Annotated in this window: 27 protein-coding genes and 1 tRNA gene; 17 read left to right on the top strand and 11 right to left on the bottom strand. The window is 66.0% G+C overall.

All coding sequences use genetic code 11. From position 1 onward, the window contains the following. Positions 1–34: 34 nt before the first annotated feature. The 3 genes from ACAM57_RS19770 to ACAM57_RS19760 all read right to left on the bottom strand — a co-directional run bounded on the left by ACAM57_RS19770 (position 35) and on the right by ACAM57_RS19760 (position 2,899). Positions 35–808, bottom strand: a complete 774-nt coding sequence (locus ACAM57_RS19770) for an ABC transporter permease (protein ID WP_369658602.1) — start codon at positions 806–808, stop codon at positions 35–37. A 49-nt stretch (positions 809–857) separates the two neighbouring features. Beyond that, positions 858–1,853, bottom strand: coding sequence for a tripartite tricarboxylate transporter substrate binding protein (locus tag ACAM57_RS19765; RefSeq protein WP_184641886.1), 996 nt, complete (start codon positions 1,851–1,853; stop codon positions 858–860). A gap of 377 nt (positions 1,854–2,230) precedes the next feature. Continuing rightward, positions 2,231–2,899, bottom strand: coding sequence for a TetR/AcrR family transcriptional regulator (locus ACAM57_RS19760; RefSeq protein ID WP_184641887.1), 669 nt, complete (start codon positions 2,897–2,899; stop codon positions 2,231–2,233). Between the two features lie 95 nt (positions 2,900–2,994). Between ACAM57_RS19760 and ACAM57_RS19755 the strand changes: the two genes are divergently transcribed. Next, the gene (locus ACAM57_RS19755; RefSeq protein WP_369658601.1) at positions 2,995–4,722 is read left to right on the top strand and encodes a thiamine pyrophosphate-binding protein; all 1,728 of its coding nucleotides are present in this window, start codon (positions 2,995–2,997) and stop codon (positions 4,720–4,722) included. Here the strand turns inward: ACAM57_RS19755 and ACAM57_RS19750 are convergent. Beyond that, the gene (locus tag ACAM57_RS19750; RefSeq protein WP_369658600.1) at positions 4,685–4,981 is read right to left on the bottom strand and encodes a hypothetical protein; all 297 of its coding nucleotides are present in this window, start codon (positions 4,979–4,981) and stop codon (positions 4,685–4,687) included. The two genes, ACAM57_RS19755 and ACAM57_RS19750, sit on opposite strands and share 38 nt — an antisense overlap. A 103-nt stretch (positions 4,982–5,084) precedes the next feature. Between ACAM57_RS19750 and ACAM57_RS19745 the strand changes: the two genes are divergently transcribed. Further along, positions 5,085–5,864: a helix-turn-helix domain-containing protein gene (locus ACAM57_RS19745; protein ID WP_369658599.1), complete on the top strand. Its 780-nt coding sequence runs from the start codon at positions 5,085–5,087 to the stop codon at positions 5,862–5,864. 40 nt (positions 5,865–5,904) lie between these two features. Here ACAM57_RS19745 and ACAM57_RS19740 read toward each other — a convergent pair whose 3' ends face one another. Both ACAM57_RS19740 and ACAM57_RS19735 read right to left on the bottom strand, forming a co-directional pair. Next, positions 5,905–6,342, bottom strand: coding sequence for an SWIB/MDM2 domain-containing protein (locus tag ACAM57_RS19740; RefSeq protein WP_126018423.1), 438 nt, complete (start codon positions 6,340–6,342; stop codon positions 5,905–5,907). A gap of 155 nt (positions 6,343–6,497) precedes the next feature. Continuing rightward, positions 6,498–7,433, bottom strand: coding sequence for a DMT family transporter (locus ACAM57_RS19735; protein ID WP_184641891.1), 936 nt, complete (start codon positions 7,431–7,433; stop codon positions 6,498–6,500). A 44-nt stretch (positions 7,434–7,477) separates the two neighbouring features. On the opposite strand from ACAM57_RS19735, the gene ACAM57_RS19730 reads away from it, so the two are divergent. Continuing rightward, entirely contained in the window at positions 7,478–7,891 is a 414-nt protein-coding gene (locus tag ACAM57_RS19730; protein ID WP_369658598.1) for a gamma-glutamylcyclotransferase, read from the top strand. Between the two features lie 206 nt (positions 7,892–8,097). After that, positions 8,098–9,429 carry an isocitrate lyase gene (aceA, locus tag ACAM57_RS19725; protein ID WP_369658597.1) on the top strand — a complete coding sequence of 444 codons (1,332 nt, stop codon included), beginning with the start codon at positions 8,098–8,100 and terminating at the stop codon, positions 9,427–9,429. A 73-nt stretch (positions 9,430–9,502) separates the two neighbouring features. Here the strand turns inward: aceA and ACAM57_RS19720 are convergent, their stop codons facing one another. Further along, positions 9,503–10,465 (bottom strand): GlxA family transcriptional regulator, encoded by a 963-nt coding sequence (locus ACAM57_RS19720; RefSeq protein ID WP_369658596.1) that lies wholly within the window; start codon positions 10,463–10,465, stop codon positions 9,503–9,505. Positions 10,466–10,583: 118 nt separating this feature from the next. Between ACAM57_RS19720 and ACAM57_RS19715 the strand changes: the two genes are divergently transcribed. The 11 genes from ACAM57_RS19715 (at position 10,584) to ACAM57_RS19665 (ending at position 19,761) form a co-directional block, all read left to right on the top strand. After that, entirely contained in the window at positions 10,584–10,895 is a 312-nt protein-coding gene (locus ACAM57_RS19715; protein WP_369658595.1) for a putative quinol monooxygenase, read from the top strand. 221 nt (positions 10,896–11,116) lie between these two features. Beyond that, positions 11,117–13,024, top strand: a complete 1,908-nt coding sequence (gene thrS, locus ACAM57_RS19710) for a threonine--tRNA ligase (protein WP_369658594.1) — start codon at positions 11,117–11,119, stop codon at positions 13,022–13,024. 101 nt (positions 13,025–13,125) lie between these two features. Then, positions 13,126–13,755 (top strand): translation initiation factor IF-3, encoded by a 630-nt coding sequence (infC, locus tag ACAM57_RS19705; protein WP_126018435.1) that lies wholly within the window; start codon positions 13,126–13,128, stop codon positions 13,753–13,755. Positions 13,756–13,920: 165 nt separating this feature from the next. After that, a complete protein-coding gene (rpmI, locus tag ACAM57_RS19700; protein ID WP_007832497.1) occupies positions 13,921–14,124 on the top strand; it encodes a 50S ribosomal protein L35 in 204 nt (67 codons plus the stop codon). A 24-nt stretch (positions 14,125–14,148) separates the two neighbouring features. After that, entirely contained in the window at positions 14,149–14,508 is a 360-nt protein-coding gene (gene rplT / locus ACAM57_RS19695; RefSeq protein WP_007832499.1) for a 50S ribosomal protein L20, read from the top strand. Between the two features lie 112 nt (positions 14,509–14,620). After that, positions 14,621–15,697, top strand: a complete 1,077-nt coding sequence (pheS, locus tag ACAM57_RS19690; protein ID WP_369658593.1) for a phenylalanine--tRNA ligase subunit alpha — start codon at positions 14,621–14,623, stop codon at positions 15,695–15,697. Positions 15,698–15,742: 45 nt separating this feature from the next. After that, a complete protein-coding gene (gene pheT, locus ACAM57_RS19685) occupies positions 15,743–18,184 on the top strand; it encodes a phenylalanine--tRNA ligase subunit beta (protein ID WP_184641897.1) in 2,442 nt (813 codons plus the stop codon). A 5-nt stretch (positions 18,185–18,189) separates the two neighbouring features. Then, a complete protein-coding gene (locus ACAM57_RS19680) occupies positions 18,190–18,561 on the top strand; it encodes an integration host factor subunit alpha (protein WP_126018443.1) in 372 nt (123 codons plus the stop codon). A 65-nt stretch (positions 18,562–18,626) separates the two neighbouring features. Further along, positions 18,627–19,085 (top strand): MerR family transcriptional regulator, encoded by a 459-nt coding sequence (locus tag ACAM57_RS19675; protein ID WP_184641898.1) that lies wholly within the window; start codon positions 18,627–18,629, stop codon positions 19,083–19,085. A 26-nt stretch (positions 19,086–19,111) separates the two neighbouring features. After that, positions 19,112–19,188: transfer RNA gene (locus ACAM57_RS19670), tRNA-Pro, on the top strand. A gap of 306 nt (positions 19,189–19,494) precedes the next feature. After that, entirely contained in the window at positions 19,495–19,761 is a 267-nt protein-coding gene (locus tag ACAM57_RS19665; protein ID WP_184641899.1) for a hypothetical protein, read from the top strand. Between the two features lie 244 nt (positions 19,762–20,005). Here the strand turns inward: ACAM57_RS19665 and ACAM57_RS19660 are convergent, their stop codons facing one another. Both ACAM57_RS19660 and ACAM57_RS19655 read right to left on the bottom strand, forming a co-directional pair. Then, positions 20,006–21,796, bottom strand: a complete 1,791-nt coding sequence (locus tag ACAM57_RS19660; protein ID WP_369658592.1) for a cytochrome c biogenesis protein DipZ — start codon at positions 21,794–21,796, stop codon at positions 20,006–20,008. Positions 21,797–21,924: 128 nt separating this feature from the next. Then, complete coding sequence (locus ACAM57_RS19655) at positions 21,925–23,313, bottom strand: ATP-binding protein (RefSeq protein WP_369658591.1); 1,389 nt, start codon at positions 23,311–23,313, stop codon at positions 21,925–21,927. A gap of 244 nt (positions 23,314–23,557) precedes the next feature. Between ACAM57_RS19655 and ACAM57_RS19650 the strand changes: the two genes are divergently transcribed. Next, complete coding sequence (locus ACAM57_RS19650) at positions 23,558–24,301, top strand: response regulator (RefSeq protein ID WP_126018453.1); 744 nt, start codon at positions 23,558–23,560, stop codon at positions 24,299–24,301. A gap of 29 nt (positions 24,302–24,330) precedes the next feature. Further along, positions 24,331–24,588 (top strand): DUF333 domain-containing protein, encoded by a 258-nt coding sequence (locus ACAM57_RS19645; protein WP_184641903.1) that lies wholly within the window; start codon positions 24,331–24,333, stop codon positions 24,586–24,588. Positions 24,589–24,601: 13 nt separating this feature from the next. Here ACAM57_RS19645 and ACAM57_RS19640 read toward each other — a convergent pair whose 3' ends face one another. Both ACAM57_RS19640 and ACAM57_RS19635 read right to left on the bottom strand, forming a co-directional pair. Next, positions 24,602–24,727, bottom strand: coding sequence for a hypothetical protein (locus tag ACAM57_RS19640; protein WP_276312228.1), 126 nt, complete (start codon positions 24,725–24,727; stop codon positions 24,602–24,604). Between the two features lie 19 nt (positions 24,728–24,746). Beyond that, complete coding sequence (locus ACAM57_RS19635) at positions 24,747–25,337, bottom strand: thioredoxin family protein (RefSeq protein ID WP_369658590.1); 591 nt, start codon at positions 25,335–25,337, stop codon at positions 24,747–24,749. Between the last annotated feature and the right edge of the window lie 60 nt (positions 25,338–25,397).

The raw sequence follows: 25,397 nt of genomic DNA, 5'->3' as shown, positions 1-25,397 counted from the left end.
GGAGTTGTTGGCTTTGCGAAGGAACTCGGTGAAATCAGTGCACGTGGCGCTGCGAGGCGTGCCAGGGAATCATCACGCGCTCGACCAGATCGACGGCTACGAAAAGAATGACGCCGATGCTCGACAGCACCACCAGCGCCGCGAACATCAGCGGCAGGTCGAAGTTGCCGTTGGCCACCTGCAGCACGTAGCCGATGCCCGAGTTGGAGCCGACGAACTCGCCGACCACCGCGCCCACCACCGCCAGCGTGACCGACACCTTCAGGCCGCTGAAGATCTGCGGCAAGGCCTGCGGCAGGCTGATCTTGAAGAAGGTCTGCAGGCGGCTCGCGCCCATGGAGCGCGAGAGGTCGAGCATGTCGGGCTCGACCGACTTGAAACCCATGACCGTGGACACCACTACCGGGAAGAAGCCCAGCAGGAAGGCGCTGATGACCTTCGGGAAGATGCCGAAGCCGAACCACACCACGAAGAGGGGCGCGATCGCCACCTTGGGAATGCTCTGCGAGAACACCAGCAGCGGGTACACATACGACTCGACGACGCGCGAGTAGGCGATGACCATCGCGATCGGAATGCCGATGAGGATCGTCAGCCCGAAGCCGCCGAGCGTGGCGAGCGTGGTCTTCCAGCTCTCGGCGAGCAGGCGCGGCCATTCGGCGACGAGCTGCTTCACCACCTCCCACGGCGGGGGAATCAGGTAGGCCGGAATCCTGAACAGGCGGATCGCCAGGTCCCACAGCACCAGCAGCAACAGGATCAGGAGGAAGGGGCGCAGGGCCGGGGAGAGCAGGAGCTTGCGGAACATGGCGGGAGCCGGGGCTTTCGGAAGAGCGAGGGGAGCGTGCTGGCGTTGCTTACTGTTGGACCGAGAGGCCGGCCGCTTTCACGAGCTGGGCGTTGCTCGCGATTTCTTCCTTGATGTAGGCGTCGAACTGCTCGGGCTTGAGCGTCCAGGCGTCGGCGCCCAGCTTGGCGAAGCGCTCCTTCACCTCGGGCGTGGCCAGTGCCTTCGCCACCTCGGCGTTTAGGCGCTCGACGATGTCGCGCGGCGTCTTGGCCGGCGCCATCATTCCGATCCAGAAGTTGAACTCCGAGCCAGGCACGCCGGCTTCGCTGGTGGTGGGCACGTCGGGCAGGGCGGCCGCGCGCTTGGGCGAACCCACGGCCAGTGCCAGCAACTGGCCTTCCTTGATCTGGCCGATGACCGGTGCGATCGGCGAGAAGTAATAGTCGACGCGGCCCGAAAGCACCTCGGTCACGGCCTCGCCCGATCCCTTGAAGGGGATGTTGGTCGCGTCGATCTTCGCGGCCAGCTTGAACTTCTCGGCGTTCAGGTGCGTGGCGCTGCCCTGGCCGGCGGAGGCGAAGTTCATGCTGCCGGGCTTGGCGCGCGCGGCGGCCAGCAGCTGCGGCAGCGTCTTGATGTTCTTGCCCGGCGAGATCACCAGCGCGTTGGGCAGCGACGAGATCGGCGTGACGCCCGCGAAGTCGTGCACCGTGTCGAAGGGCAGCTTCGCGAAGGTGGAGGGGCTCACCGTGTGCGACGACGAATGGATCATCACCGTGTAGCCGTCGGGCGCGGCCGTGGCCACCGCCTGCTGGCCGATGGTGCCGCTCGCGCCGCCGCGGTTGTCGACCACCAGCGTCTGGCCCATGCTGGCGCTCATCTTGTCGGTGATCGCGCGGGCAATGATGTCGGTGGTGCTGCCGGCTGCGAACGGCACGATCACGCGGATCGGCTTGTTCGGATAACCGTTCTGCGCCGCCGCCAGCCCCGGCAGCAGCGCCGCGATGCAGGTCAGCGAGGCAAGGACGGTGGTGCGTACGGCACTGCTGGCAATGAACTTCATGGATGTCTCCGCGCGGTCGAGCCGCATTCTTGAAATCGATCAATTCACCATTGAGTGAATTACTGATTTTAGGAACGGCCGCGCGGGAGCGTCAACGGGCGCTCCCTAGTGAATACCCGCAGGAGGAGGTTCAGTGGTTTTCAGGTGCGACTGCGCAGTGCACGGTCGTCGGAACCGGCACGGGCCAAGGTCGGGAACACCGTGGAACCGGCTTTGCCGGGCCACCGGTGTTGCCCCCGGTAGGGGGTGGCGAAGCGACACGAAGTGCGCGAGCCTGGGGGCGAGCCCAGCCTTACCGCGGAACCGGCTTTGCCGGGCCGCTGGTGTTTCCCCCGGAAGGGGTTGGCGTAGCGCACGAAGTGCGCGAAGCCTGGGGGCTATTTCAGTACATAGCCGAGAACCAGGTCGGTCATGTGCGAAAGCCGCTGCGCCATCGCCTTGGGCGCACGCAGGTCGCGACCGAAGATGGCCGATAGCGTGTGGTTGTTCGAGAGGTAGAAGTAGCAGAGCGACGCGATGGAGATGTAGAGCTGCACGGGGTCCACGCCCGCGCGGAACAGGTCGTCGCGGCGGCCGCGCTCCAGCACGGTGTCGAGCAGCTGCACCAGCGGCGAGTTCATCTCCTGGATGCGTTCCGAGCGCTTCAGGTGCGCCGCGCAATGCAGGTTCTCGCTGTTGAGCAGCGTGATGAACTCCGGGTGCTCGAGGTAGTAGTTCCACGTGAACGACACCAGCTGGCGGATCGCCTCCACGGGGTCGATCTCTTCGAGGTGCAGGCGCTGTTCCGCCTCGCGGATGTCCGCGTAGACGCGCTCCAGCACGGCAAGGAAGAGGTCGTCCTTGCTGCCGAAGTAGTAGTAGATGAGGCGCTTGTTGAGGCCCGCGCGCTCGGCGATGCTGTCCATGCGCGCGCCCGCGAGGCCGCGCGCGGAGAACTCGTCGCGGGCCGAGGCGAGGATGGCCAGCTGCGACCTGTCCGCGTCGCGTGAGCGGGGTTCCATGGCCTCGATGGCGATGTCGGGCGTGGGGTCCTTGGAGGCCTTCATGGCGCGAATTTAACCAATTGGGGAATTAACGCAAGGCGTCTGGAGCGGGCGCACATAATTGCCGGAGACATTTGCAGCTGAGGTTCCTACTTCCCATGAGTACATCACAACCCGCAGGCCACCTGATCGTGGAGTGCCTGGTAGAGCAAGGCATGGAGATCGCATTCGGCGTGCCGGGCGAGAGCTTCCTGGCGGTGCTCGACGGCTTCCACGCCTACCGCGACCGCGCGCGCTTCATCGTCAACCGGCAGGAGGGCGGCGCCGCCTTCATGGCCGAGGCGCACGGCAAGCTCACCGGGCGGCCGGGCGTGTGCTTCGTGACCCGCGGGCCGGGCGCGACCAACGCATCGATCGGCGTGCACAACGCCTTCCAGGATTCGACGCCGATGGTGCTGTTCGTGGGCGACGTCGGCAGCGACTTCCGCGACCGCGAGGCCTTCCAGGAGGTCGACTACGCGAGCTTCTTCGGCCCGAGCACCAAGGGCTTCGCCAAGCGGGTGGAGCGCATCGACGACGCGAACCGCATTCCCGAATACATCGCGCGCGCCTTCGCCACCGCCATGAATGGGCGGCCGGGGCCGGTGGTGCTGGTGCTTCCCGAAGACATGCTGCGCAGCGAGACCGCCGCGCGTCCGCTGGCGCGGGTGGAGGCGGTGGAGCCATGGAGCGACCCGGGCGCGCTGCGCACCCTGCGCGAGCTGCTGCTGAAGTCGCAGCGTCCGCTGGTGATTGCCGGCGGCGGCGGCTGGACGACGCAGGCCGCGCAGGCGCTGCAGCGCTTCGCCGAGAACTGGCGCCTGCCGGTGGCGAATGCCTTCCGCTTCCAGGACACCTTCGACAACCACCATCCGCAGTACGCGGGCGACGTCGGCATCGCCATCAACCCGAAGCTGGCGCAGCGCGTGAAGGACGCCGACCTGATCCTCGCCATCGGCCCGCGCCTGGGCGAGATGACCACCAGCGGCTACACGCTGCTCGAGGCCCCCAAGGCGAAGCAGACGCTGGTGCACATCCACGCGAGCGCCGAAGAGCTCAACCGCGTCTACCAGGCCGACCTGGCGATCAACGCCGGCATGAGCGCGGCCGCGCGCAGCCTGGAAGTGCTGAGCGCGCCGCCGACGCTGCCGTGGGAAGACTGGACGCTGCAGGCCCATGCCGACTACGAAGCCAACCTCGTGCCGCAGGCGCTGGCCGGCATGCCGGCCGAGACGCCGCGCGGCCCGGTCGACATGGCGCAGGTCGTCGCGCTGCTGCAGAAGCACCTGCCCGCGGATGCGGCCATCACCAACGGCGCAGGCAACTTCGCGAGCTGGGTACATCGCTACTTCCGCTACAGCGGTCTCGCCAAGGGCGCGAAGACGCAACTGGCGCCAACCAGCGGGGCGATGGGCTACGGCGTGCCGGCGGGCATCGCCGCCAACCTGGCGACGGGGCGCGTGGCCTTCACCATCGCGGGCGACGGCGATTTCCTGATGACGGGTCAGGAACTCGCAACGGCTTCGCAGCATGGCGGCAAGAGCATCATCGTGCTGCTCAACAACGGCATGTTCGGCACCATCCGCATGCACCAGGAGCGCGAGTACCCCGAACGCACCAGCGGCACCGCGCTGCGCAACCCCGACTTCTGCGGACTTGCGCGCGCCTACGGCTACGCGGCCGAGCGGGTGACGGAAACGGCGCAGTTCGAGGCGGCCCTGCTGCGCGCGCTGGAGGCCGACACCGGCACGCTGATCGAGATTCCGCTCGACCCCGAGGTCATCACCACGCGCGGCACGCTGTCGTCGATCACGCGTTCGGCGAAGCAGCAGCAGGCACAGGGCTGAGCGCGGCGCGATGGCGGGCCACCTCCTCGCGCAGGAACGGCGAGCGCAGCTCGAAGACGTCGAACAGGCCGAGTGCGTCGAGGGTGGGGATCAGCGAGGCGAAATCCTGTTCGGCGGCCTGCCTGTCGGAGGCGGATGTGCCGGCGTCTTCGAGGATGCGCGCGTTGGCGAGGAAGGCGGCGACCGATCCTTTGCGCAACGTGCGGCCGTTGATGGTGGTGAAGTCTTCGCCGTCGGGGAGTACGTCCTGGGCTTTCATGGAGGCTGTTCCTTGTTTGTAGTCGAGAGGGTTTCGATGCTAGGCAGCGCCGCCTCTTCGGGCTTGCGGGGCGGGGCCAATCGATACCTCCCGCGGGCCACCCATGGCTGAGCAGGCGCCCGCGACGCTGTGGATCAACGCCCACGGGGCGGCGCGCGTCACCGGCTATCACTCGCACGAGACCGGGCAGCTGTTCGCCTTGCGAGAGGGCCTGCAGGTCATCGAGACGCCGTCGGGCCGATGGGTGCAGCCGCCGGGGTGGATCGGCTGGATCGCCCCGCGCTGCGCCCATGCGGCGCAGACCTTCGGCGCCACTGCGGGCTGGAGCCTGCACATCGATGCGACAACGGCACAGGCGTTGCCGGGCGTGCCGCACGTGTTCGCGGCGACGCCGCTGGTGCGCGCGCTGGTGGATCGGCTGACGGGCATGGATGCATCCCCGCCCCTGCTGGAGCCCCGTCGAGGGCGTCTGGTGGGCGTGCTGATCGACGAGCTTGCCGCGGGCGACAGGCCGTCCCTTCATCTGCCGATGCCGCAGGACAGCCGGCTGGCAGCCATGGCTGCAGCCCTGGCCGACGACCCGGCGCTGCCGGACGGCATCGACCGATGGGCCGATCGCATCGGCATGGCACGAAGGACGCTCACCCGCCGATTCGCTGCCGAGACGGGACTGAGCTTCGCGCTGTGGCGCCAGCAGGCGCGGCTGCTCAAGGCGGTGGAACTGCTGAGCTTGCAGGAGAGCGTCACCGCGGTCGCGCTGACGGTGGGTTACAGCTCCGTCAGCGCCTTCATAGAGGCATTCCGCAAGCACTTCGGCTGCACGCCGGCGCGTTTTTTCGAAGGGGGCAAGGCGATGCCGCAGGCGAAAAAAAAGCCCGCATGAAGCGGGCTTCTTGATTCAGGAGCGTGAGGCCCCCGAGGACTTACTTGACGTGCTTGCCGATCAGCGCTGCCAGTTCGAACATCGACACTTGCGGCTTGCCGAAGATTTCCTTCAGCTTGGCGTCGGCGTTGATGTTGCGCTTGTTGGCCTTGTCCTGAAGGTTGTTCTTCTTGATGTAGTCCCACAGCTTGCTCACGACAGCGGTGCGCGGCAGCGGCGTGGAGCCGACGACGGCGGCCAGTGCCGGGCTGGGGGTCAGTGCCTTCATGAACGCGGCGTTGGGCGTGCGCTTCTTGGCGGGAGCTGCCTTCTTCGCGGGGGCCTTCTTGGCAGGAGCAGCCTTCTTCGCCGGAGCGGCCTTCTTCGCAGGAGCCGCCTTCTTGGCCGGAGCGGCCTTCTTCGCCGGAGCCGCCTTCTTTGCAGGAGCGGCCTTCTTTGCCGGAGCTTTCTTGGCCGGAGCCTTCTTTGCAGTTGCCATGGTTGATTTCCTTTTTTGGTTGAACACTCACCAATGAAAAACTTGCGTCTCCAGTGGCACTGCGGATGCTAAATGAGAAAAAACGCGTTTCCAAGGGAAAAAGCGCTTTTTTCATTGGGAGTTGTTGTTTTTTCAGAGGGGAGAAGCCCCGTTTTTCACGTTCGGCGCCCAGGCCACGTTGCAAGCACCACGCCGATGAGCGCAACGACGAACGCAACCAGCTGTGGGGAAGAGAGGCTTTCGCCGAGCACGAGCACGCCTACGAGGGCCGCGCTCACAGGCAGCAGCACGGCGAAAACACCCGCTTGTGCGGCTGGTACGTGGCGAAGTCCGGTCATCCAGAGCCATACCGTCCAGATGCTCGCGGCCAGTGCGTAGGCCACGAGCAGTGCCCAGGTGCCGAAGCGCACGGCAGTGAAGTCGAACTGCAGCGCGAACCAGATGCCGAAGGGCATCGACAGCACGAAGCCCCAGAGGTTGATGAGCGAAGCGATGCGCTTGGGCCCGAGGCGCCCGGTGAGCGACTTGCCGATCACCGCATAGGCCGTCTCGCAGAGCACCGCGCAGAAGACGAGCAGATTGCCGAGCCAAGGCATCGACGTCGACGCAGATGCGGCCGCGGTGGAGGCCGGCGCATGCGATGCCGAAGGCGACAGCGCCAGCAGTCCGATGCCGATTGCCGCGCAGGCGATGGCCAGGCCGATGCGCACCGTGATGCGCTCGCGCAGGAAGAGCCAGCTCGCGACGGCGACGCACGCCGGGATCGACGCCATGATCACGCCCGCCGATACCGCGCTCGTCAGGCTCACGCCGAAGAGCATGCAGATCGAGAACAGGAAGTTGCCGAGGAAGGACTCGAGGAACACCAGCCAGCGCGTGCGCGTGGTCATCGGCGGTTCGTCCGGCGAGCGCTTGAGCCAGTGCGGCATGGCCAGTGCCGCAATGCCGAAGCGCAGCCAGGCGAGCAGCAGCACCGGAAAGGCCGCGACGAGGGGTTTGGAGAGGGCGACGTAGCCGCCGACGAGCGACATGCTCAGGGCCAGGCAGCCATAGGCCACGAGGCGGCCTGATGCGGGGGCAGCGGAGTTCAATAGACTGGACGACGTGTTGTTGTGAAGGAAGGAGTGCGCTTTCGATGATGCCCCACGTTTTTGTCTACGGCACGCTGCGCGGCGGCGGACGCAACGACATCGCGCGCTACCGGCCCGCGCCGAAGTTCATCGGCCAGGCGTGCATCGCCGGCACGCTGCTCGATCTGGGCGCCTATCCGGGCATCGTGCTCGGTGGCGAAAGGCGGGTGAAGGGCGAGGTCTACGCCATCGAGCCCGCGGTGGAAGCGGCGCTCGACGTGCTGGAGGAAGTGGCGGACGACGATTCCGGCGAGTACATCAAGCGGCAGGTGCGCGTGGAGGTGCACGGGCAGTGGTTCGATTGCCTGGTCTATGAGATCCACCCGACGCGCATCGCAGGGCTCGAAGTGATCGAAAGCGGCGACTGGATCGCCCATGCGGCACGCAGCGACGCGGCATTTTCACAACCGAAAGATTGATTGCGCATTGCGGAATGCGCGCCTGCTGCGCCGCAATATTTTTTCTCGATATGGGAAAAATGATTCTGCATTGAGAAATATATCCGTAAGTTGTTGATTTTATTGGTGCAAAAATATGTCTTCTATAAGACATAAGAGTCCGCAGCGGAGTTACAGTAACTCCACGGCCGCAGCGCCAATCCTTCAATCAACCTCACGGAGTGACCATGCCCCAGACCCTCACAGAACAACTGAGCCGCGAACAGCAGATCGCCGCACTCGAGAAAGAATGGGCCACCGACCCTCGCTGGAAGGGCGTCAAGCGCGGCTACACCGCGGCCGACGTCGTGCGCCTGCGCGGTTCGTTCCCCATCGAGCACACGCTGGCCAAGCGCGGTGCCGAGAAGCTCTGGGACAAGATCAACGGCGGCGCCAAGAAGGGCTATGTGAACGCCTTCGGCGCGATCTCCGCCGGTCAGGCGATGCAGCAGGCCAAGGCCGGCCTCGAGGCTGTGTACCTGTCGGGCTGGCAGGTCGCCGCCGACGGCAATACCTCCGAGACGATGTACCCCGACCAGTCGCTGTACGCCTACGACTCGGTGCCGACGATGGTCCGTCGCATCAACAACACTTTCCGTCGTGCCGACGAGATCCAGTGGGGCCGTGGCATCAACCCGGGCGACAAGGAATTCATCGACTACTTCCTGCCCATCGTGGCCGACGCGGAAGCCGGCTTCGGCGGCGTGCTCAACGCCTTCGAACTGATGAAGAACATGATCACCGCCGGTGCCGCCGGCGTGCACTTCGAAGACCAGCTGGCCGCCGTGAAGAAGTGCGGCCACATGGGCGGCAAGGTGCTGGTGCCGACGCAGGAAGCCTGCGAAAAGCTGATCGCCGCGCGCTTTGCAGCAGACGTGCTGGGCGTGCCGACCATCGTCCTGGCCCGCACCGATGCCGAAGCCGCGAACCTGATCACGTCCGACCACGACGCCAACGACAAGCCGTTCCTGACCGGCGAACGTACGCAGGAAGGTTTCTTCCGCGTCAAGAACGGCCTGGAGCAAGCCATCAGCCGCGGCGTGGCCTACGCCCCCTACGCCGACCTGGTGTGGTGCGAGACCGGCGTGCCCGACATCGGCTTCGCCCGCGAATTCGCGCAGGCCGTGCACGCCGCCTGCCCGGGCAAGCTGCTGTCGTACAACTGCTCGCCTTCCTTCAACTGGAAGAAGAACCTCGACGACAAGCAGATCGCCTCGTTCCAGGAAGACCTGTCGGCGCTGGGCTACAAGTACCAGTTCATCACGCTGGCCGGCATCCATGTCAACTGGTTCAACACCTTCCAGTTCGCCCATGCATACGCTCGCGGCGAAGGCATGAAGCACTACGTGAACATGGTCCAGGAACCCGAGTTCGCCGCACGCGACAAGGGCTACACCTTCGTGTCGCACCAGCAGGAAGTGGGCGCTGGTTACTTCGACGACGTGACCACCGTGATCCAGGGCGGTTCGTCCAGCGTGAAGGCGCTGTCGGGTTCGACCGAGGAAGAACAGTTCCACTGATCCGACGGACAGTTTTCGCTGTCACTTTCAGCCCGGCCTCGTGCCGGGCTTTTTTGTTTCCGCTGCAGCGAGATCAGGCCTCGAGCCTCACTTCGCGCACGCCGCGTCCCAGCCGCTGGCGCAGCAGGGTGCGCAGCGTGACGCCGTCGGCATAGCCGACCATGCCGGCGATCTGCTCCAGGCTCTTGTCGCTGGTCTTGAGCAGGTGCACGGCGCGCTCGACACGCAGGTCCTGCACGTACGAGAGCGGGCTCTTGCCCAGCACCTGCTGCATGCGGCGGGCCAGCGTGCGCTTGCTTGTTCCCGCGGCCAGGGCCGCCTCGTCGAGCGAGAAGCCCTCGGCCAGCCGGCCGCGCGCCCAGCGCTCGAAGCGCTCGACCAGCGGATCGGAGTGCGAGAGATGGTCGGAAATCACGTAGGCCGATTGCGACGGGCGCGAGTCGACGATCAGGTAGCGCGCCACCAGCGTGGCGAGCTCGGGGCTGGCCTGGCGAACGATCCACAGTGCCAGGTCGACATGGCTCAGTGCGGCGCCGGCGGTGACCAGATGGCCCGAGCTGACCAGCATGCGCGAGTCTTCCAGTTGCACGCCGGGGTAGCGCTGGCGGAACAGCGTGGCGAGCCACCAGGTCGTGGTCGCCTTGTGCCGGTCGAGCACGCCCGACTCGGCGAGCACGAAGGTGCCGATGCAGGCGGCGGCCACGTTGGCGCCTCGATCCGAGCGTTCGCGCAGTGCGGCGCAGGCGTCGCGCACGTCGGGGCGGGCTAGGGCGGGCTCCAGCGTTTCGGGCATCTTGCAGCCCAGCGCGGGAACGATCAGCCAGTCGGCCGCGCCGGCGTCGAGCGCGCGGGCGACCGGCACGGCGAAGCCCTGCGAGGTCCGCACGCGCTTGCGGACGCCCGTCACCACGACTTCGAAGGGCACCACGTCGAGCTGCAGCATGGCTGTGAGTTCGTTGGCGGTGGTGAATACATCGAGCACGGTGGACAGGCCGGTGTCGAACACGCCATCCAGGGCGAGTATGTCGAGTTTCATGGCCATAACGATATCAAAGATGTCAAAAACGCCAATGGCTACAGAGGCGGCGGCTGCCTAGAGTTCATGCCAACGCCGCGCAATGTCGCGCGCCGTTCAACACTCAGGAGATTGACCCATGATCAAGTACGCACTGTTCGCCCGCCTCGAAGCCAAGCCTGGCAAGGAAAGCGATGTCGAGAAGTTCCTGGAGGCCGGCCTTGGGATGGCCCGTGACGAGAAGACCACGCCGATCTGGTTTGCGCTGCGCCTGTCGCCGACCACCTTCGGCGTGTTCGATGCTTTCGAGAACGAGGCCGCCCGCCAGGCCCACCTGACCGGTCCGATCGCCCAGGCGCTGATGGCGAAGGCCCCTGAGCTGTTTGCCGCGCCGCCGTCGATCGAACCGATCGAAGTGTTGGGACTGAAGAACACTGCGGCCGCGTCCTGAGCGGGCAGCGGCTAGAATTGCCGGCTCTGCACTCCAACAAGAGCGAGAAAGGCACCTTGGTTATGACACCGCGAACTACCCGGCAAGGTTTCGGCGGCTTTTTCTTCACCGAAGGAAAAGGCCGGTAGCCCCGCGCTCGCTGGTTTTCGCCAGCTACACAGCCAAGCAAAGCGCGGTCATCCACCGCGCTTTTTTGTTTTTCTCCCCGAGGTTTTCCCAAAATGATCCAGATCACGCTCCCCGACAACTCGCGCCGCGAGTTCCCTGGCCCGGTCTCGGTGGCCGAAGTCGCCCAGTCCATCGGCCCCGGCCTGGCCAAGATGACGGTGGCCGGCAAGGTCGACGGCCGGCTCGTCGATGCCAGCGACGTCATCGACCATGACGCGAAGCTGCAGATCATCACGCCCAAGGACGAAGAGGGCCTGGAGATCATCCGCCACTCGACGGCCCACCTGGTCGGCCACGCGGTGAAGCAGCTCTACCCGACGGCCAAGATGGTGATCGGGCCTGTGATCGACGAGGGCTTCTACTACGACATCGCCTACGAGCGCCCGTTCACGCCCGAGGACATGGCCGCCATCGAGGCGCGCATGCGCGAGCTGATCGCGCAGGACTACGACGTGATCAAGAAGATGACGCCGCGCGCCGAGGTCATCGAGGTCTTCAAGTCGCGCGGCGAGGACTACAAGCTGCGCCTGGTCGAGGACATGCCCGACGAGCAGGCCATGGGCCTGTACTACCACCAGGAATACGTCGACATGTGCCGCGGCCCGCACGTGCCGAACACGCGCTTCCTGAAGGTCTTCAAGCTCACGAAGCTGGCTGGTGCCTACTGGCGCGGCGACGCCAAGAACGAGCAGCTGCAGCGCATCTACGGCACGGCCTGGGTCGACAAGAAGCAGCTCGACCAGTACATCCAGCGCATCGAGGAAGCCGAGAAGCGCGACCACCGCCGGCTCGGCAAGGAGCTCGACCTGTTCCACATCGACGAAGTGGCGCCGGGCGTGGTGTTCTGGCATCCGAAGGGCTGGGCGATCTGGCAGGCGGTGGAGCAGTACATGCGTGCCATCTACCGCGACACGGGCTACTGGGAAGTGAAGGGGCCGCAGATCCTCGACAAGAGCCTGTGGGACAAAACGGGCCACTGGCAGAACTACCGCGACAACATGTTCACGACGGAGTCGGAAAAGCGCGAGTACGCGCTCAAGCCGATGAACTGCCCGGGCCACGTGCTCATCTTCAAGAGCGACCTGCGCAGCTACCGCGACCTGCCGCTGCGCTACGGCGAGTTCGGCCAGTGCCACCGCAACGAGCCCAGCGGCGCGCTGCACGGCATCATGCGCGTGCGCGGCTTCACGCAGGACGACGGCCATATCTTCTGCACGGAAGACCAGATCCTCGACGAATGCATCGCCTACACGGCCCAACTGCAGAAGGTCTACGCCGACTTCGGCTTCACGGACATCCTCTACAAGGTCGCGACGCGTCCGGAGAACCGCGTCGGCTCCGACGAGCTGTGGGACAAGGCCGAGCATGCGGTGATGGAGTCGCTGCGCCGGTCGGGCGTCGACTTCGTCATCGCGCCGGGCGATGGAGCCTTCTACGGCCCGAAGATCGAATACACGCTGCGCGATGCCATCGGCCGCCAGTGGCAGTGCGGCACGATGCAGGTCGACTTCAACACGGCCGAGCGTCTTGGCGGCGAATACGTGACGGAATCGAGCGGTCGCGCGCACCCCGTGATGCTGCATCGCGCCATCGTCGGCAGCCTGGAGCGCTTCATCGGCATGCTGATCGAACACCACTCCGGCGCAATGCCCGCATGGCTCGCGCCGGTGCAGGTTGCGGTGCTGAATATCAGCGAAGGGCAGGCGGATTACGCTGCTGAAGTTGCGAAAACGCTGCAAAATCAAGGGCTTAGGGTCCAGCTCGACCTGCACAACGAAAAGATTACGTATAAAATACGGAAGCATTCGTTGCAAAAGCTCCCTTACATCGTTGTCGTGGGCGACAAGGAAAAGGAAGCAGGTGCCGTCGCAGTGCGCGCCCGGGGCAATCAAGACCTCGGTGCAATGTCCCTCGAATCGTTCGTGCAGCGGCTCGTTCAGGATGTTGCCGACAAGCGTTGATTTGTCCTCGAAACACCCCACATGTTTCCCTGCCAAATCGTGCCGCTTGTCCGCGAGGGCTGGGCGGCGTTCGCTACAGATTTTGTAGCAAATTTTGAAGGATTCTGACCATCGCTACTGCATTCCGCGACCGCCGCCACCGCGAGGAACGCCAACACCGCCTGAACCGGGAAATCATGGCCCCGGAAGTCCGCCTGATCGGCCCGGATAACGAGCAATTGGGTGTCGTGAGTCTTGCAGAGGCTCTACGCCTTGCCGGTGAGCAGGACGTGGACCTGGTGGAGGTCGTCGCGGCGGCCAACCCGCCCGTGTGCCGCCTGATCGAGTACGGCAAGTTCAAGTACCACGAGCAGAAGAAGGCGGCCGAGGCGAAGTCGAAGCAGAAGGTCATCGAGGTCAAGGAAATCAAGTTCCGGCCCGGTACCGACGATGGCGACTACAACATCAAGATGCGCAACATCCGGCGCTTTCTTGATGAGGGTGACAAGTGCAAGATCACGCTTCGCTTCCGCGGCCGCGAGATCACGCACCAGGAACTCGGCCTGGCCCTGCTGCAGCGCATCCGCGACGAGCTGGGCGACTCGATCATCGTCGAGCAGTTTCCGAAGCTCGAAGGCCGGCAGATGATCATGATGATCGCGCCGGGCCGCAAGAAGCCCGGCGGCGGTGGGCAGCAGAAGCCGGCAGCCGATGCCGGCGCCGCTCCGGCAGCGACGCCCGCTGCGGCCTGACGGGCCGAAGGCTGGAGCCGCGGTAGGGAGGTTTTGAAGGGATTTCGTCATTGCCCGCATTTCGAAAGAAATGCGGGCAATGGCGGGATGAAGAAGTGTCTCGGGGCCAACAAGTCCGTGGAGCATCCATGGCGCCTCACGAGCACAAACTAAAGGAGCATTCACATGCCCAAAATGAAGACTAAGAGCAGCGCGAAAAAACGTTTCCGCGTTCGTCCCGGTGGCACCGTCAAGCGCGGTCAAGCCTTCAAGCGTCACATCCTGACGAAGAAGACCACCAAGAACAAGCGTCACCTGCGTGGTGCAGTCGCTGTGCATGAAACCAACATGGTTTCTGTCGCCGCCATGCTGCCCGGCCGTGGCATCTAACTCAGACGAACAAGGAGTACACACATGCCTCGCGTCAAACGTGGTGTAACGGCTCGCGCCCGCCACAAGAAAGTTCTCGCACTCGCCAAGGGTTTCCGCGGTCGCCGCGGCAATGTCTTCCGCGTCGCCAAACAGGCGGTGATGAAGGCAGGCCAATACGCCTACCGTGACCGCCGTACCAAGAAGCGCGTGTTCCGTCAGCTGTGGATCGCGCGTATCAACGCCGCCTCGCGTGAACTGGGCCTGACCTACAGCCAGTTCGCCAACGGCATCCGCAAGGCCGGTATCGAGATCGACCGCAAGATGCTTGCGGACATCGCCGTGCACGACAAGGCCGCTTTTGCCGGCATCGTGGAGCAGGTCAAGGCCAAGCTGGCTGCTTGATTCTGCACAGCGGGGCGCTGCCTTCGGGCAGCTTCCTGCGCCCACGGCTCAAGGGCTGGCGCTTGAAAAGGCTCCAGCTCTTTTTTATTTCCCCTCGAAGATTTTTGTTGCTATGAACGAGTTGGACTCCCTGGTCGACACCGCACGTGCCGCCTTCGCCGAAGCGAAGACACCCGCCGAGCTTGAAAACGCCAAGGCCCAGTTCCTCGGCAAGTCGGGCCGCATCACCGAGCTGATGAAGGGCATGGCCGCGCTGAGTGTCGAAGAGAAGAAGTCCCGCGGCGCCGCCATCAACGTCGCCAAGCAAGCCATCGAAGCCGCGCTGACCGAGCGCCGCCAGCAACTGGCCGACGAGGAGCTCTCTCTGCAACTTCGTGCCGAGGCGCTCGACGTGAGCCTGCCCGGCCGCCGCCGCATTTCGGGCGGCCTCCACCCCGTGAGCCGCACCCTGGAGCGCATCGAGGAAATCTTCTCCAGCATGGGCTTCGACGTGGCCGACGGCCCCGAGATCGAGAGCGACTGGCACAGCTTCACCTCGCTCAACAACCCGCCGAACCATCCCGCGCGTTCGATGCAGGACACCTTCTACGTCGACCTGAACGGCGACGACGGCATCCCCTACAACCTGCGCCCGCACACCAGCCCGATGCAGGTGCGCTATGCGCATCAGCACATCAAGAAGTACGCCGCAGAGTTCGCCGCGGCCGCGGCCGACACCACAGGCACCGTGAAGGCGCCCGAGATCCGCGTGATCGCGCCGGGCCGCACCTACCGCGTGGACAGCGACGCCACCCACTCGCCCATGTTCCACCAGTGCGAAGGCCTGTGGCTCGGCGAGAACGTGAGCTTCAAGGACCTGAAGGTCGTCTTCACCGACTTCTGCCGCACCTTCTTCGAGCGCGACGATCTCGTGCTGCGCTTTCGCCCGAGCTTCTTCCCGTTCACCGAGCCGAGCGCCGAGATCGACATCCAGTTTGCGAGCGGCCCGCTGGCCGGCCGCTGGCTCGAAGTGTCGGGCTCGGGCCAGGTGCATCCGAACGTGGTGCGCAACATGGGCCTCGACCCCGAGCGCTACATCGGCTTCGCCTTTGGCATGGGCCCCGACCGGCTCACGATGCTGCGCTACGGCGTGAACGACCTGCGCCTCTTCTTCGACGGCGACCTGCGTTTTCTCTCGCAGTTCCAGTAAGCAGCAGCACCCCATCACAGAAAAAACCAGATCGAGATCGAAGAGATGCAATTCCCGGAATCCTGGCTGCGCGAGTTCTGCAACCCGCCCATCGACAGCGCCGCACTGGCCGAAACGCTCACCATGGGCGGCTTCGAGGTGGAAGAGCGCCGTCCGGTGGCGCCGCCTTTCACGCGCATCGTGGTCGGCGAAATCAAGGAAGCCGTGCAGCACCCGAATGCCGATCGCCTGCGCGTGTGCCAGGTCGATGCGGGGCAGGGTGCCCTGCTGAACATCGTGTGCGGCGCGCCGAATGCGCGTGTCGGCATCAAGGTGCCGTGCGCGCTGGTCGGCGCCGAACTGCCGCCGGGTGAGGACGGCAAGCCCTTCCTCATCAAGCTCGGCAAGCTGCGCGGCGTGGAAAGCCAGGGCATGCTGTGCTCGGCGCGCGAACTGCATCTGAGTGAAGACCACGGCGGCCTGCTCGAGCTCGACGCCGACGCGCCCATCGGCGCCGACGTGCGCGAGGTCCTCAAGCTCGACGACATGCTGCTCACGCTGAAGCTCACGCCCAACCTGGCGCACGGCCTCAGCGTCTATGGCGTGGCGCGCGAACTGGCCGCGCTCACGGGCGCGCCGCTCAAGACCCCCGAGATCGCACCGGTCGCCACCTCGTTCGCCGACGTGCTGCCGGTGAAGGTCGAGGCGCCCGAGCTCTGCGGCCGCTTCTCGGGCCGCATCATGCGCGGCGTGAACACCAAGGTCGCGACGCCGGCCTGGATGGTCGAGCGCCTCGCGCGCTGCGGCCAGCGCAGCGTGACGCCGCTGGTCGACATCTCCAACTACGTGATGTTCGAGTACGGCCAGCCCAGCCACATCTTCGACCTCGACAAGATCCATGGCGGCCTCACGGTGCGCTGGGGCAAGCCGGGCGAGCAGCTGAAGCTGCTCAATGGCAACACGATCACCGTCGACGACAAGGTCGGCGTGATCGCCGACGACCGCGAAGTCGAGTCGCTCGCCGGCATCATGGGCGGCGATGCCACCTCGGTGTCCGACGACACGCGCAACATCTACGTCGAAGCCGCCTTCTGGTGGCCCGAGGCCGTGCAGGGGCGTTCGCGCCGCTTCAACTTCTCGACCGACGCGGGACATCGCTACGAGCGCGGCGTCGATCCGAGCCGCACGGTCCAGATCATCGAGCGCATCACGCAGCTGATCGCCGAGATCTGCGGCGGCCAGGCCGGCCGCATGGACGACCAGACGCTGAGCGTGCCCGAAGCCGTGCCCGTCACGCTGCGCGTGGCGCGCGCCTCGCGCGTGATCGGCATGCCGCTGACGCAGGCCCAGTGCGCCGAGGCGCTGAACCGCCTCGGCTTCGCCATCACCGAAGGCGAAGGCACGCTGACCGTGACCCCGCCGCCGCACCGCTTCGACCTGCTGATCGAGGAAGACCTGATCGAGGAGGTCGCGCGCCTGATCGGCTTCAACAACCTGCCGACCACCGCGCCGCTCGCGCCCATCACCGCGCGCGTGCGTCCCGAGGCGCAGCGCAGCCGCTTCGCGGTTCGTCGCAGCATCGCCGCGCTGGGTTACCAGGAAACGATCAACTTCAGCTTCGTCGAAGCGCACTGGGAGCAGGACCTGGCCGGCAACGCCAACCCTGTGAAGCTGCTGAACCCCATCGCCAGCCAGATGAGCGTGATGCGCTCGTCGCTGATGGGGTCGCTGCTGCAGGTGCTCAAGTTCAACCTCGACCGCAAGGCGCCGCGCGTGCGCGTGTTCGAGCTGGGGCGCGTGTTCATGCGCGACGACAGCGTCGTCACCACCGACAGCACCGTGCGCGGCGTGAGCCAGCCGATGCGCGTGGCGGGCCTCGCATGGGGCGACGCCGACGAGGCGCGCTGGGACGGCAAGCCCGAGCGAATCGACTTCTACGACGTGAAAGGCGACGTCGAGGCGCTGCTCGCTCCGCTGCAGCCCGTCTTCGAGGCGGCCGAACATCCGGCCCTGCACCCGGGCCGCTCGGCACGCGTGCTGGTCGACGGCAAGGCCATCGGCTTCGTCGGCGAACTGCATCCGCGCTGGCGCCAGAAGTGGGATTTCTCGCAGGCGCCCGTGCTGTTCGAACTCGACCTCGACGCCGTCACCGCGCGCCTCGTGCCCGTGGCGCAGCCGGTGCCCAGGCACCAGGCCGTCGAGCGCGACATCGCCGTCGTGGTGGCCGAGGCCGTCACGCACGACGCGCTGATGCAGGCCATCCGCTCCACCGCAGCGGCCAAGGGCCTGCTGCGCGACGCCGTGCTGTTCGACATCTACCGTCCGCAGCCGCTGCGCGACGGTGCGGTGGCCGCGGCCGGCGCGCTGGCGCAGGGCGAGAAGAGCATGGCGGTGCGCCTGAGCTTCCAGAGCGACAGCGCCACGCTGACGGACGAGCAGGTCGAGCCCGCTGTCCGCGCGATCGTCGAACAACTGGGCGCCAAGCTCGGCGGCCGCTTGAGGGGGTGATGAGAATGAACGCTGCCGAATTCACGCTCGAGGCTCTGGAAACGCCTGCGCTCACCAAGGCGCATCTCGCCGACCTGCTGTTCGAGCAGATCGGCCTGAACAAGCGTGAGTCCAAGGACATGGTCGAGGCGTTCTTCGAGCTCGTGGCCAACAGCCTCATCGAAGGCACGGACGTGAAGATCTCGGGCTTCGGCAACTTCCAGATCCGCGTGAAGGCGCCCCGGCCCGGGCGCAATCCGCGCACCGGCGAAGCCATTCCGATCGGCGAGCGCCGCGTGGCGACGTTCCATGCGAGCGCCAAGCTCAAGGAACAGATTCACGGAAGCATCGATCAGGGCGGGACATCCGAAGTCGAGTGGAGCCTCGGCTCCGAATAAGTGCTTGGTGCTGCGCGGCCGCGTAGAGTAATCTCTGAGGTTTCCCGCGCACAGTCTTGATTTCAATGGAGAAAACACTCCCTCCGATCCCCGTCAAACGCTACTTCACCATCGGTGAGGTCGGCGAGCTGTGCGGCGTCAAGCCGCATGTGCTGCGTTATTGGGAGCAGGAGTTCACGCAGCTGCGCCCGATGAAGCGGCGCGGCAACCGCCGCTACTACCAGCACCACGAGGTGCTCATGATCCGCCGCATCCGCGATCTGCTCTACGACCAGGGCTTCACGATCAGCGGCGCGCGCAACAAGCTGCAGGAACTGGTGCAGGGCGAGCGCGACCGCCGCAAGGCGGGCGAAGTGCCGCTCGAAGGCGTGGAGGCCATCGAGATCGACCAGGAAGAGTTCGACGCCGCCATCGTCGAGGATTCGCCCGCGTCCGCAGCCGTGCAGACGGCCGATCTTTCGCAGCTGCTGCACCTTCGTCGCGAACTATTTGAAATTCGTGAGCTGCTGACCGTCGGGCGCTGAATTTCCAAGGCTATAATCGAGAGCTTCGGTGTGTGGCGCAGCCTGGTAGCGCACTTGCATGGGGTGCAAGGGGTCGAAGGTTCGAATCCTTTCACACCGACCAAAGTCAGTAGATGGAACAACGGCTTACGCTCAAAAGGCGTAAGCCGTTTTTCTTTGGGCCCCCGATCGCCACGGCCAAAAAAAAGCTCACCCAAGGGTGAGCTGAAGGACCCCGTTCTCGCATGGGGTCGGAGGGAGGGGCCCGCCGGAGGGAGGCGGGCAAGGCGATGATCGCGACCAATCTGGGAGACATCGAGGACGAGTCGCCTGTTTCGGGGCTCTCGTGCGGCGATTCCGAAGAAATGCGGATACCCCGGAATTAGTTCCTTTGGTTGCTTTGCCTTCGCGCCTATCCTCGGCGCCCACCATGAATCCCGCACAGCAACTGCAACTCCTCGTCGACCTGCCCGATGGCTGGTCCAGCCGCATCGACATCAAGCGCACCACCAACGGCCGTTACGCCGGCGTTGCCGAACTGAATCTGCGAGGGCTCAGGCGCGGCGTGCTGGTCTTCATGCAGCAGCCCACGCTGGAAGCCGCGCTGCAGCGCGTGCGGTTGCGGGCCAGCCAGTTCGCAAGAGAGCGGCTCGTCCCGCAGGATGCGCCGTCGAAGAGGGGGGCGAGGCCCGCCTGAAGAAGCCGCGTCGGGAGGTTGGTGTTTCCTATCCCGCGGATGAGGATTCCCAACCCACGAAGCGTCGCTCCTGCGGCACCATCAGGCGTCATTCCCACTCCAGGATCACGCCATGAAAGCATTCAGAAGACTCGTCGGCGGCGCCATCTCCATCGCCGGAGCCGTGGTGCTCATCACCCAGCATCTTTAGCATCGTTCGCATCTTCAGGCAGCAGGGAGATGAGCGCTGCCCCGCCGTCCATCATCAGCCGAATGTGAACGCGTAGGCCTGTGCGCCCGCGTCCAGAAACTCGATCTCGAACAGTCGGTCCTTCACGTCCGACGTCTGCCGCACCAGCTGATAGAGCCGCTGCCCGTCGATGACGCCGTTGCCTTGCGCGTCGGTGTCCGTGCCATGGTCAGTGAGCGGCGGCGCGCCGTCGATCCGTACCCTGAAGCGCACCGGCTTCCCGTCCGCCGATGGCCCGAGTACCAGGTGCAGGTCGCGCGCGTGGAAGCGATAGGCGATGCGGCCGTTTGGCTGCACCAGTACCGCACGCTCTTCTTCCACCTTCCACTCGCCGGCCAGCGTCCACTGATTGATGCGCAGCGCCGAAACCCCTGAATAGACCCGTGCGCGATCATTCGAGATGCCACCGGGCGACGCGAAGTTGCGCGCCTGCCCGTACCCCAGGTAGGTCTCGCCCGAAAGAGCCGGCTCCGGGGCTGCCGCAGCTTGCGTGCCCTTGCCCTCGGGCGAGACAAGTGCCCGCGAATCAACCGGCCTGCCGGCTTCCGCCAGCAGTTGCTGAATGGCCTGCTCCGATTTCGCATACTGGCCCTCGCCGAACTGGTGGTGCCTGATGCGCCCCTGCGCGTCCACGAGATAGAAGGCCGGCCAGTACTGGTTGCCGAAGGCGCGCCAGATCGCGTAGTTGCTGTCGACGGCCACCGGGAAACCGATGCCCAGGTCCTTCGTCGCGCGGCGCACGTTGGCCGGCTGCTTCTCGAAGGCGAACTCCGGCGTGTGCACGCCCACCACCACCAGCCCGGCGTCCTTGTACTTCTCGGCCCACGCGCGAACGTAGGGCAGGGTGCGCAGGCAGTTGATGCAGGAGTAGGTCCAGAAGTCGACCAGCACGACCTTGCCGCGAAGGCTCTCTGGCGTGAGCGGGGTCGAGTTGATCCACTCGGTGGCGCCTGCGAGCGACGGGAGCATGCCCTCGTCGGGCAGCGTCAGCGAAGGCTTCTTGGGCTCGGGCTGCGTCGACGTCAGCATCAGGCCGCCGGGGTCGACGGATGCCTGCTGCGCGGACGCAGGCTGCTGCGACGGCATCGGCATGTCGATCCTCTCCACCAGGGCCTTCTCCAGCGCCGAGGTCGTGCCGATCGACAGCTGCGCGAGCAGCCCCGTGTCCAGCCCCGACGCGATGGCCGCCACGCCCGCGAGCACCGCCACGCCGGCCACGCGCCGCGCCCATTCGCCCGCGTGCAGCGATCCCTTCATCGCCGAGAACACCCGTCCTCCGAAGAGCAGCGCCGCCGCCAGCGAGGTGCACGCGCCAGCCGCATAGGCCAGCAGCAGCAGCGAGGTGCCGACGCTCGCGCCGTTGAGCGCTGCACCTGTCAGGATCAGCCCGAGGATCGGCCCCGCGCAGGGTGCCCACAGAAAGCCGGTGCCGATGCCCAGCAGCAGTGGCGAGAACACCGACGCCTTCGCGTCCGTCGCCGGCCCGGACAGCCGAAGCCCCAGCGCCACCAGCGGCCGGGTCAGCCGATCGGCCACCGAGGGAAACAGCAGCGTCACACCGAACAGCGCCAGCAGCGCGATCGCAGTATGGCGCCCGTACTCGTTGAGCGCCACCACCCAGCCGCCACCCACGGCCGCCAGCGTGGCGACGGCCGAGAACGCCAGCGCCATGCCCAGCAGCATCGGCAGGCCGTGCGAGCGGAACGGCCGGTCGGCGCGCGCGAACACGAAGGGGAGCACGGGCAGGATGCACGGGCTCAGGATGGTGAGCACGCCACCGAGGTAGGCAACGATGAGGAGGAACATGGTCGGATTCCTGTCGGTGAATGTTGTCGATGAATGGATGAAAAGGAAAGTTGAGGGCGAGCAGCGGCCTTCGCGGCCTCGCCATGCGAGCCGCTTCTTCGTCGGTCAGTAATTGGGGGGGCGGCGGCTCAGTCCTGTGGCGCGGCCGTGTTGGTATTCATGGTCAGCCGGGCTTCCAGCCCGCCTTGGTCCCGGTTGCGCAGCGTGAGCTCCGCGCCCATTGCCGTCGCCAGCTGCTGGGCGATGGCCAGGCCGAGACCGGTGCCGCCGGTGTTGCGGTTGCGCGAGCCCTCCACGCGGTAGAAGGGCTTGAGCACGTTCTCCAGCTGGTCGGGCGGAATGCCGGGGCCGTTGTCGATCACGGCCAGCGTGAGCCGGTTGCCGCCGGCATCGGCACTGGCATGCACCTGCAGCCGCACGTCGGTGCCGAACTTCAGCGCGTTGTCGATCAGGTTCGTCAGGATGCGCCGCAGCGCGTTCGGCCGCGTCACCATGGGCTCGCCCACGCGGCCCTCGAGCAGCACCTGCTGCCCCGAGTCCTCGTAGTCGGCCACCATGCTCTCGAACAGCGCGTCCGCGTCGATGCGTCGCGGCGGCTCGGTGGCGCCGTGCAGGGTGCGCGCGTAGGTCACACCCTCGCGCACCAAGGCGTGCATGGCGTCCAGGTCCTGGCGGAACTTGTCGCGGTCATGGCCATCGTCCATCAGGTCGGTGCGCAGCCGCATGCGGGTGATGGGCGTCTGCAGGTCGTGCGAGATGGCCGCGAGTATCTCCACCCGCTCGGCCATGTAGCCGGCGATGCGCTTCTGCATCGCGTTGAAGGCGCGCGCCGCGTGCTGCACCTCGGTCGGTCCTTCCTCGGCCAGCTGCTGGCCCTTCAGGTCGGGGCCAAGCTCGTCGGCCGCGTCGGCCAGCTGCGCCAGCGGCCGCGTGACCAGCCGCACCGCATACCAGGCGCACACCGCCAGCACCAGCAGCTGCACCCACAGCAGCCACATCACCCAGCTCGACACCGGCATGTCCACGCGCCGCGCATGCACGATCACCGAGGAGCCGTCCGACAGCCGCACCTGGATCTGCAGACCCTGCGGCGGGCTGCTCACCTGGCCGATCTTCACGATCTCGAAGGGGCGCATCGCGTCGGCGATGGCGGTCGCGAACTGCTGCGTCGAAGCCGTGTCGGGCGCCTTGCCCTGTGCGTTCCCGCCGAGCACGAAGTGGTAGTTGCGCCGCTCCAGCCGCGCCAGCCAGCCCTCGCGCTCGGCGGCCGGCAGCCGGTCGAGGATGGCGACCGAGCTGGCGATGTCGCGCTCGATGCCGATCATCATCAGCTCGCGCATCGCGATGCCGCGCTCGTAGCCGATGGCCATGAAGGTCAGCAGCTGCGCGATGGCCAGCCCGACGACGATGATCAGCGTCACCCGCGAGAACAGCGAGCGCGGCAGCAGGCGGCGCAGGCCTGTGGCGGGGGAGGCCGGGGCGATGTCGGCGGGAAGGCTGGCGGCGGAAGTAGGCATGGGCAGGTTTATAGACCCGCTTGCGCCTCGCGGCGCGGCGCTTTGTATTCCAGTGTGTTGGGCGGCGTGGCCCGACATACAACATTACCCGCCACGCTCGGGCCGCAGCCGTGGCGCCGGCCGGGCAACATAGTGTGGCCGGCCCGCCCGCGGGATACACGGGAATACAAAACCGCCCGATCCGGCGCCCGTCCGGGCTACATTGCACCTGCCCGCTTTTCCTCGGGCGCCTCGCCGCACCGCCATGAACATCGCCAAGACCTCCGACCACATCCTCATCGTCGACGACGACCGGGAAATCCGCGAACTGCTCTCCACCTACCTGGTCAAGAACGGCCTGCGCGTGGTGACGGTGCCCACGGGGCGGCACATGCGCGCGGCACTGGAGGAGTCGGGGCCCTTCGATCTCATCATCCTCGACCTGATGCTGCCGGGCGAAGACGGCCTCACGCTGTGCCGCGACCTGCGCACCGGCAAGTACAAGGCCACGCCCATCCTGATGCTCACCGCCCGCAGCGAGGAGGCCGACCGCATCCTCGGGCTGGAGATGGGGGCCGACGACTACCTGGCCAAGCCGTTTTCCGCGCGCGAGCTGCTGGCGCGCATCCGCTCGGTGCTGCGCCGCACGCGCATGCTGCCGCCGAACATGCGCTCCACCGAGTCGGCCTCGAGGCTGGCTTTCGGCGACTGGCAGGTCGATACCACCGCGCGCAACCTGATCGACGACAGCGGCGTGATGGTGGCGCTCAGCGGCGCGGAGTACCGGCTGCTGATGGTGTTTCTCGACCATCCCCAGAAGGTGCTGAGCCGCGACCAGCTGCTGAGCCTCACCCAGGGCCGCGAGGCCGAGCTCTTCGAGCGCTCCATCGACCTGCTGGTGAGCCGCCTGCGCCAGCGGCTGCGCGACGATGCGCGCGAGCCGCGCTACATCAAGACGGTGCGCAGCGAGGGCTACGTCTTCTCATCGGCTGTCGAGGCGCTGGACTGAGGCCGAAACCGCGGGCCTACACTGGCGGAATGATCAAGCCACTGTTCCTCCCGGCGGGCGCGCTTCTTTCGCTTCTGCTGGTCACCGCGTGTGCCCAGCCCGAGCCGCCACGGCCTGCGCCGCCGCCGGTCGGCATGGCGAACCCGGCGTCGGTCTACTGCAAGAGCCTCGGGGGCAAGACGCTCCTGAGGTCGAACGACAAGGGGCAGTACGGCATCTGCGAGCTTCCGGATGGCAGGCAGATCGAGGAGTGGGAGCTCTACCGCCGGGATCATCCGGCGAAGTAGGGCGGTCTCAGCTTCACTTCGACGGCTTGCGCGAGCCGTCTTCCCGTCTGGACGAGATGCATTGGCAGCTCACCGGATTGCGGATTTCATGCGCGACGCCGCCCGCGAAGAAGAGCAGGGCGAGCCAGAGTTTCTTCATGTCTGCTGCTCCGCGCGGCTCAGGTTCCTGAAGGAGCCGCAGTGGTGGCGGCGGGCGCAGGCTCGGCCAGCAGCGCCTGAATCTTCTTCTCCGTGGTTCCGTAGCTGCCCTCGCCGAAGTGCGAGTAGACGATCTTCCCCTGCTTGTCGATCAGGTACACGGCGGGCCAGTACTGGTTCCTGAAGGCCTTCCAGGTGCCGTAGCTGTTGTCCTGCGCAACCGCGTGCCTGATCTGCAGGCGCTCGATGGCGTCCTTCACGTTCTTCGTCGACTTCTCGAAGGCGAACTCCGGCGTGTGCACGCCGACCACCACCAGGCCCTTGTCCTTGTACTTCTGGTTCCAGTCCTTGACGTAGGGAAGGTGGTTCAGGCAGTTGATGCAGGTGTAGGTCCAGAAGTCGACCAGCACCACCTTGCCGCGCAGCTCGCTGAGCTTGAGCGGCTGCGAGTTGAGCCAGTTGTCGATGTTCTGGAATTCGGGCGCCGGCGCCGCCTCGCTGGCGGGAATGTCGCCGCCGAGCGGCGAGGGCGCGGCGAAGGTCAGCGTGAGGGCGGCCGCCGAGGCGGCGATGGCGACTGCGAAATAGAGGGCGGAAGAGCGAAAGCGCATGGCGGTTCCTTCGGAAGAGTGACGGACGTTCGTCTGTGAACGGAGCCGATTCTTCGCCGG

It is taken from the genome of Variovorax sp. V15 (assembly GCF_041154425.1).
Classification (GTDB): Bacteria; Pseudomonadota; Gammaproteobacteria; order Burkholderiales; family Burkholderiaceae_C; genus Variovorax; species Variovorax guangxiensis.
The sequence above is the reverse complement of the archived record's forward strand: the minus strand, read 5'-3'. Positions and strand labels throughout refer to the sequence as shown.

What these genes read in the sequence shown, in the direction of transcription:
- ACAM57_RS19675 (WP_184641898.1), top strand. Translation starts at nt 18,627, where the DNA reads ATGGAGAAAACACTCCCTCCGATCCCCGTCAAACGCTACTTCACCATC.
- ACAM57_RS19740 (WP_126018423.1), bottom strand. Translation starts at nt 6,342, where the DNA reads ATGGCAACTGCAAAGAAGGCTCCGGCCAAGAAAGCTCCGGCAAAGAAG.
- ACAM57_RS19715 (WP_369658595.1), top strand. Translation starts at nt 10,584, where the DNA reads ATGATCAAGTACGCACTGTTCGCCCGCCTCGAAGCCAAGCCTGGCAAG.
- ACAM57_RS19745 (WP_369658599.1), top strand. Translation starts at nt 5,085, where the DNA reads ATGGCTGAGCAGGCGCCCGCGACGCTGTGGATCAACGCCCACGGGGCG.
- ACAM57_RS19660 (WP_369658592.1), bottom strand. Translation starts at nt 21,796, where the DNA reads ATGTTCCTCCTCATCGTTGCCTACCTCGGTGGCGTGCTCACCATCCTG.
- ACAM57_RS19645 (WP_184641903.1), top strand. Translation starts at nt 24,331, where the DNA reads ATGATCAAGCCACTGTTCCTCCCGGCGGGCGCGCTTCTTTCGCTTCTG.
- ACAM57_RS19755 (WP_369658601.1), top strand. Translation starts at nt 2,995, where the DNA reads ATGAGTACATCACAACCCGCAGGCCACCTGATCGTGGAGTGCCTGGTA.
- ACAM57_RS19665 (WP_184641899.1), top strand. Translation starts at nt 19,495, where the DNA reads ATGAATCCCGCACAGCAACTGCAACTCCTCGTCGACCTGCCCGATGGC.
- pheS (WP_369658593.1), top strand. Translation starts at nt 14,621, where the DNA reads ATGAACGAGTTGGACTCCCTGGTCGACACCGCACGTGCCGCCTTCGCC.
- thrS (WP_369658594.1), top strand. Translation starts at nt 11,117, where the DNA reads ATGATCCAGATCACGCTCCCCGACAACTCGCGCCGCGAGTTCCCTGGC.
- ACAM57_RS19765 (WP_184641886.1), bottom strand. Translation starts at nt 1,853, where the DNA reads ATGAAGTTCATTGCCAGCAGTGCCGTACGCACCACCGTCCTTGCCTCG.
- ACAM57_RS19750 (WP_369658600.1), bottom strand. Translation starts at nt 4,981, where the DNA reads ATGAAAGCCCAGGACGTACTCCCCGACGGCGAAGACTTCACCACCATC.
- pheT (WP_184641897.1), top strand. Translation starts at nt 15,743, where the DNA reads ATGCAATTCCCGGAATCCTGGCTGCGCGAGTTCTGCAACCCGCCCATC.
- ACAM57_RS19640 (WP_276312228.1), bottom strand. Translation starts at nt 24,727, where the DNA reads ATGAAGAAACTCTGGCTCGCCCTGCTCTTCTTCGCGGGCGGCGTCGCG.
- ACAM57_RS19655 (WP_369658591.1), bottom strand. Translation starts at nt 23,313, where the DNA reads ATGCCTACTTCCGCCGCCAGCCTTCCCGCCGACATCGCCCCGGCCTCC.
- ACAM57_RS19720 (WP_369658596.1), bottom strand. Translation starts at nt 10,465, where the DNA reads ATGAAACTCGACATACTCGCCCTGGATGGCGTGTTCGACACCGGCCTG.
- ACAM57_RS19635 (WP_369658590.1), bottom strand. Translation starts at nt 25,337, where the DNA reads ATGCGCTTTCGCTCTTCCGCCCTCTATTTCGCAGTCGCCATCGCCGCC.
- rpmI (WP_007832497.1), top strand. Translation starts at nt 13,921, where the DNA reads ATGCCCAAAATGAAGACTAAGAGCAGCGCGAAAAAACGTTTCCGCGTT.
- ACAM57_RS19730 (WP_369658598.1), top strand. Translation starts at nt 7,478, where the DNA reads ATGATGCCCCACGTTTTTGTCTACGGCACGCTGCGCGGCGGCGGACGC.
- ACAM57_RS19650 (WP_126018453.1), top strand. Translation starts at nt 23,558, where the DNA reads ATGAACATCGCCAAGACCTCCGACCACATCCTCATCGTCGACGACGAC.
- aceA (WP_369658597.1), top strand. Translation starts at nt 8,098, where the DNA reads ATGCCCCAGACCCTCACAGAACAACTGAGCCGCGAACAGCAGATCGCC.
- ACAM57_RS19770 (WP_369658602.1), bottom strand. Translation starts at nt 808, where the DNA reads ATGTTCCGCAAGCTCCTGCTCTCCCCGGCCCTGCGCCCCTTCCTCCTG.
- ACAM57_RS19680 (WP_126018443.1), top strand. Translation starts at nt 18,190, where the DNA reads ATGAACGCTGCCGAATTCACGCTCGAGGCTCTGGAAACGCCTGCGCTC.
- rplT (WP_007832499.1), top strand. Translation starts at nt 14,149, where the DNA reads ATGCCTCGCGTCAAACGTGGTGTAACGGCTCGCGCCCGCCACAAGAAA.
- ACAM57_RS19760 (WP_184641887.1), bottom strand. Translation starts at nt 2,899, where the DNA reads ATGAAGGCCTCCAAGGACCCCACGCCCGACATCGCCATCGAGGCCATG.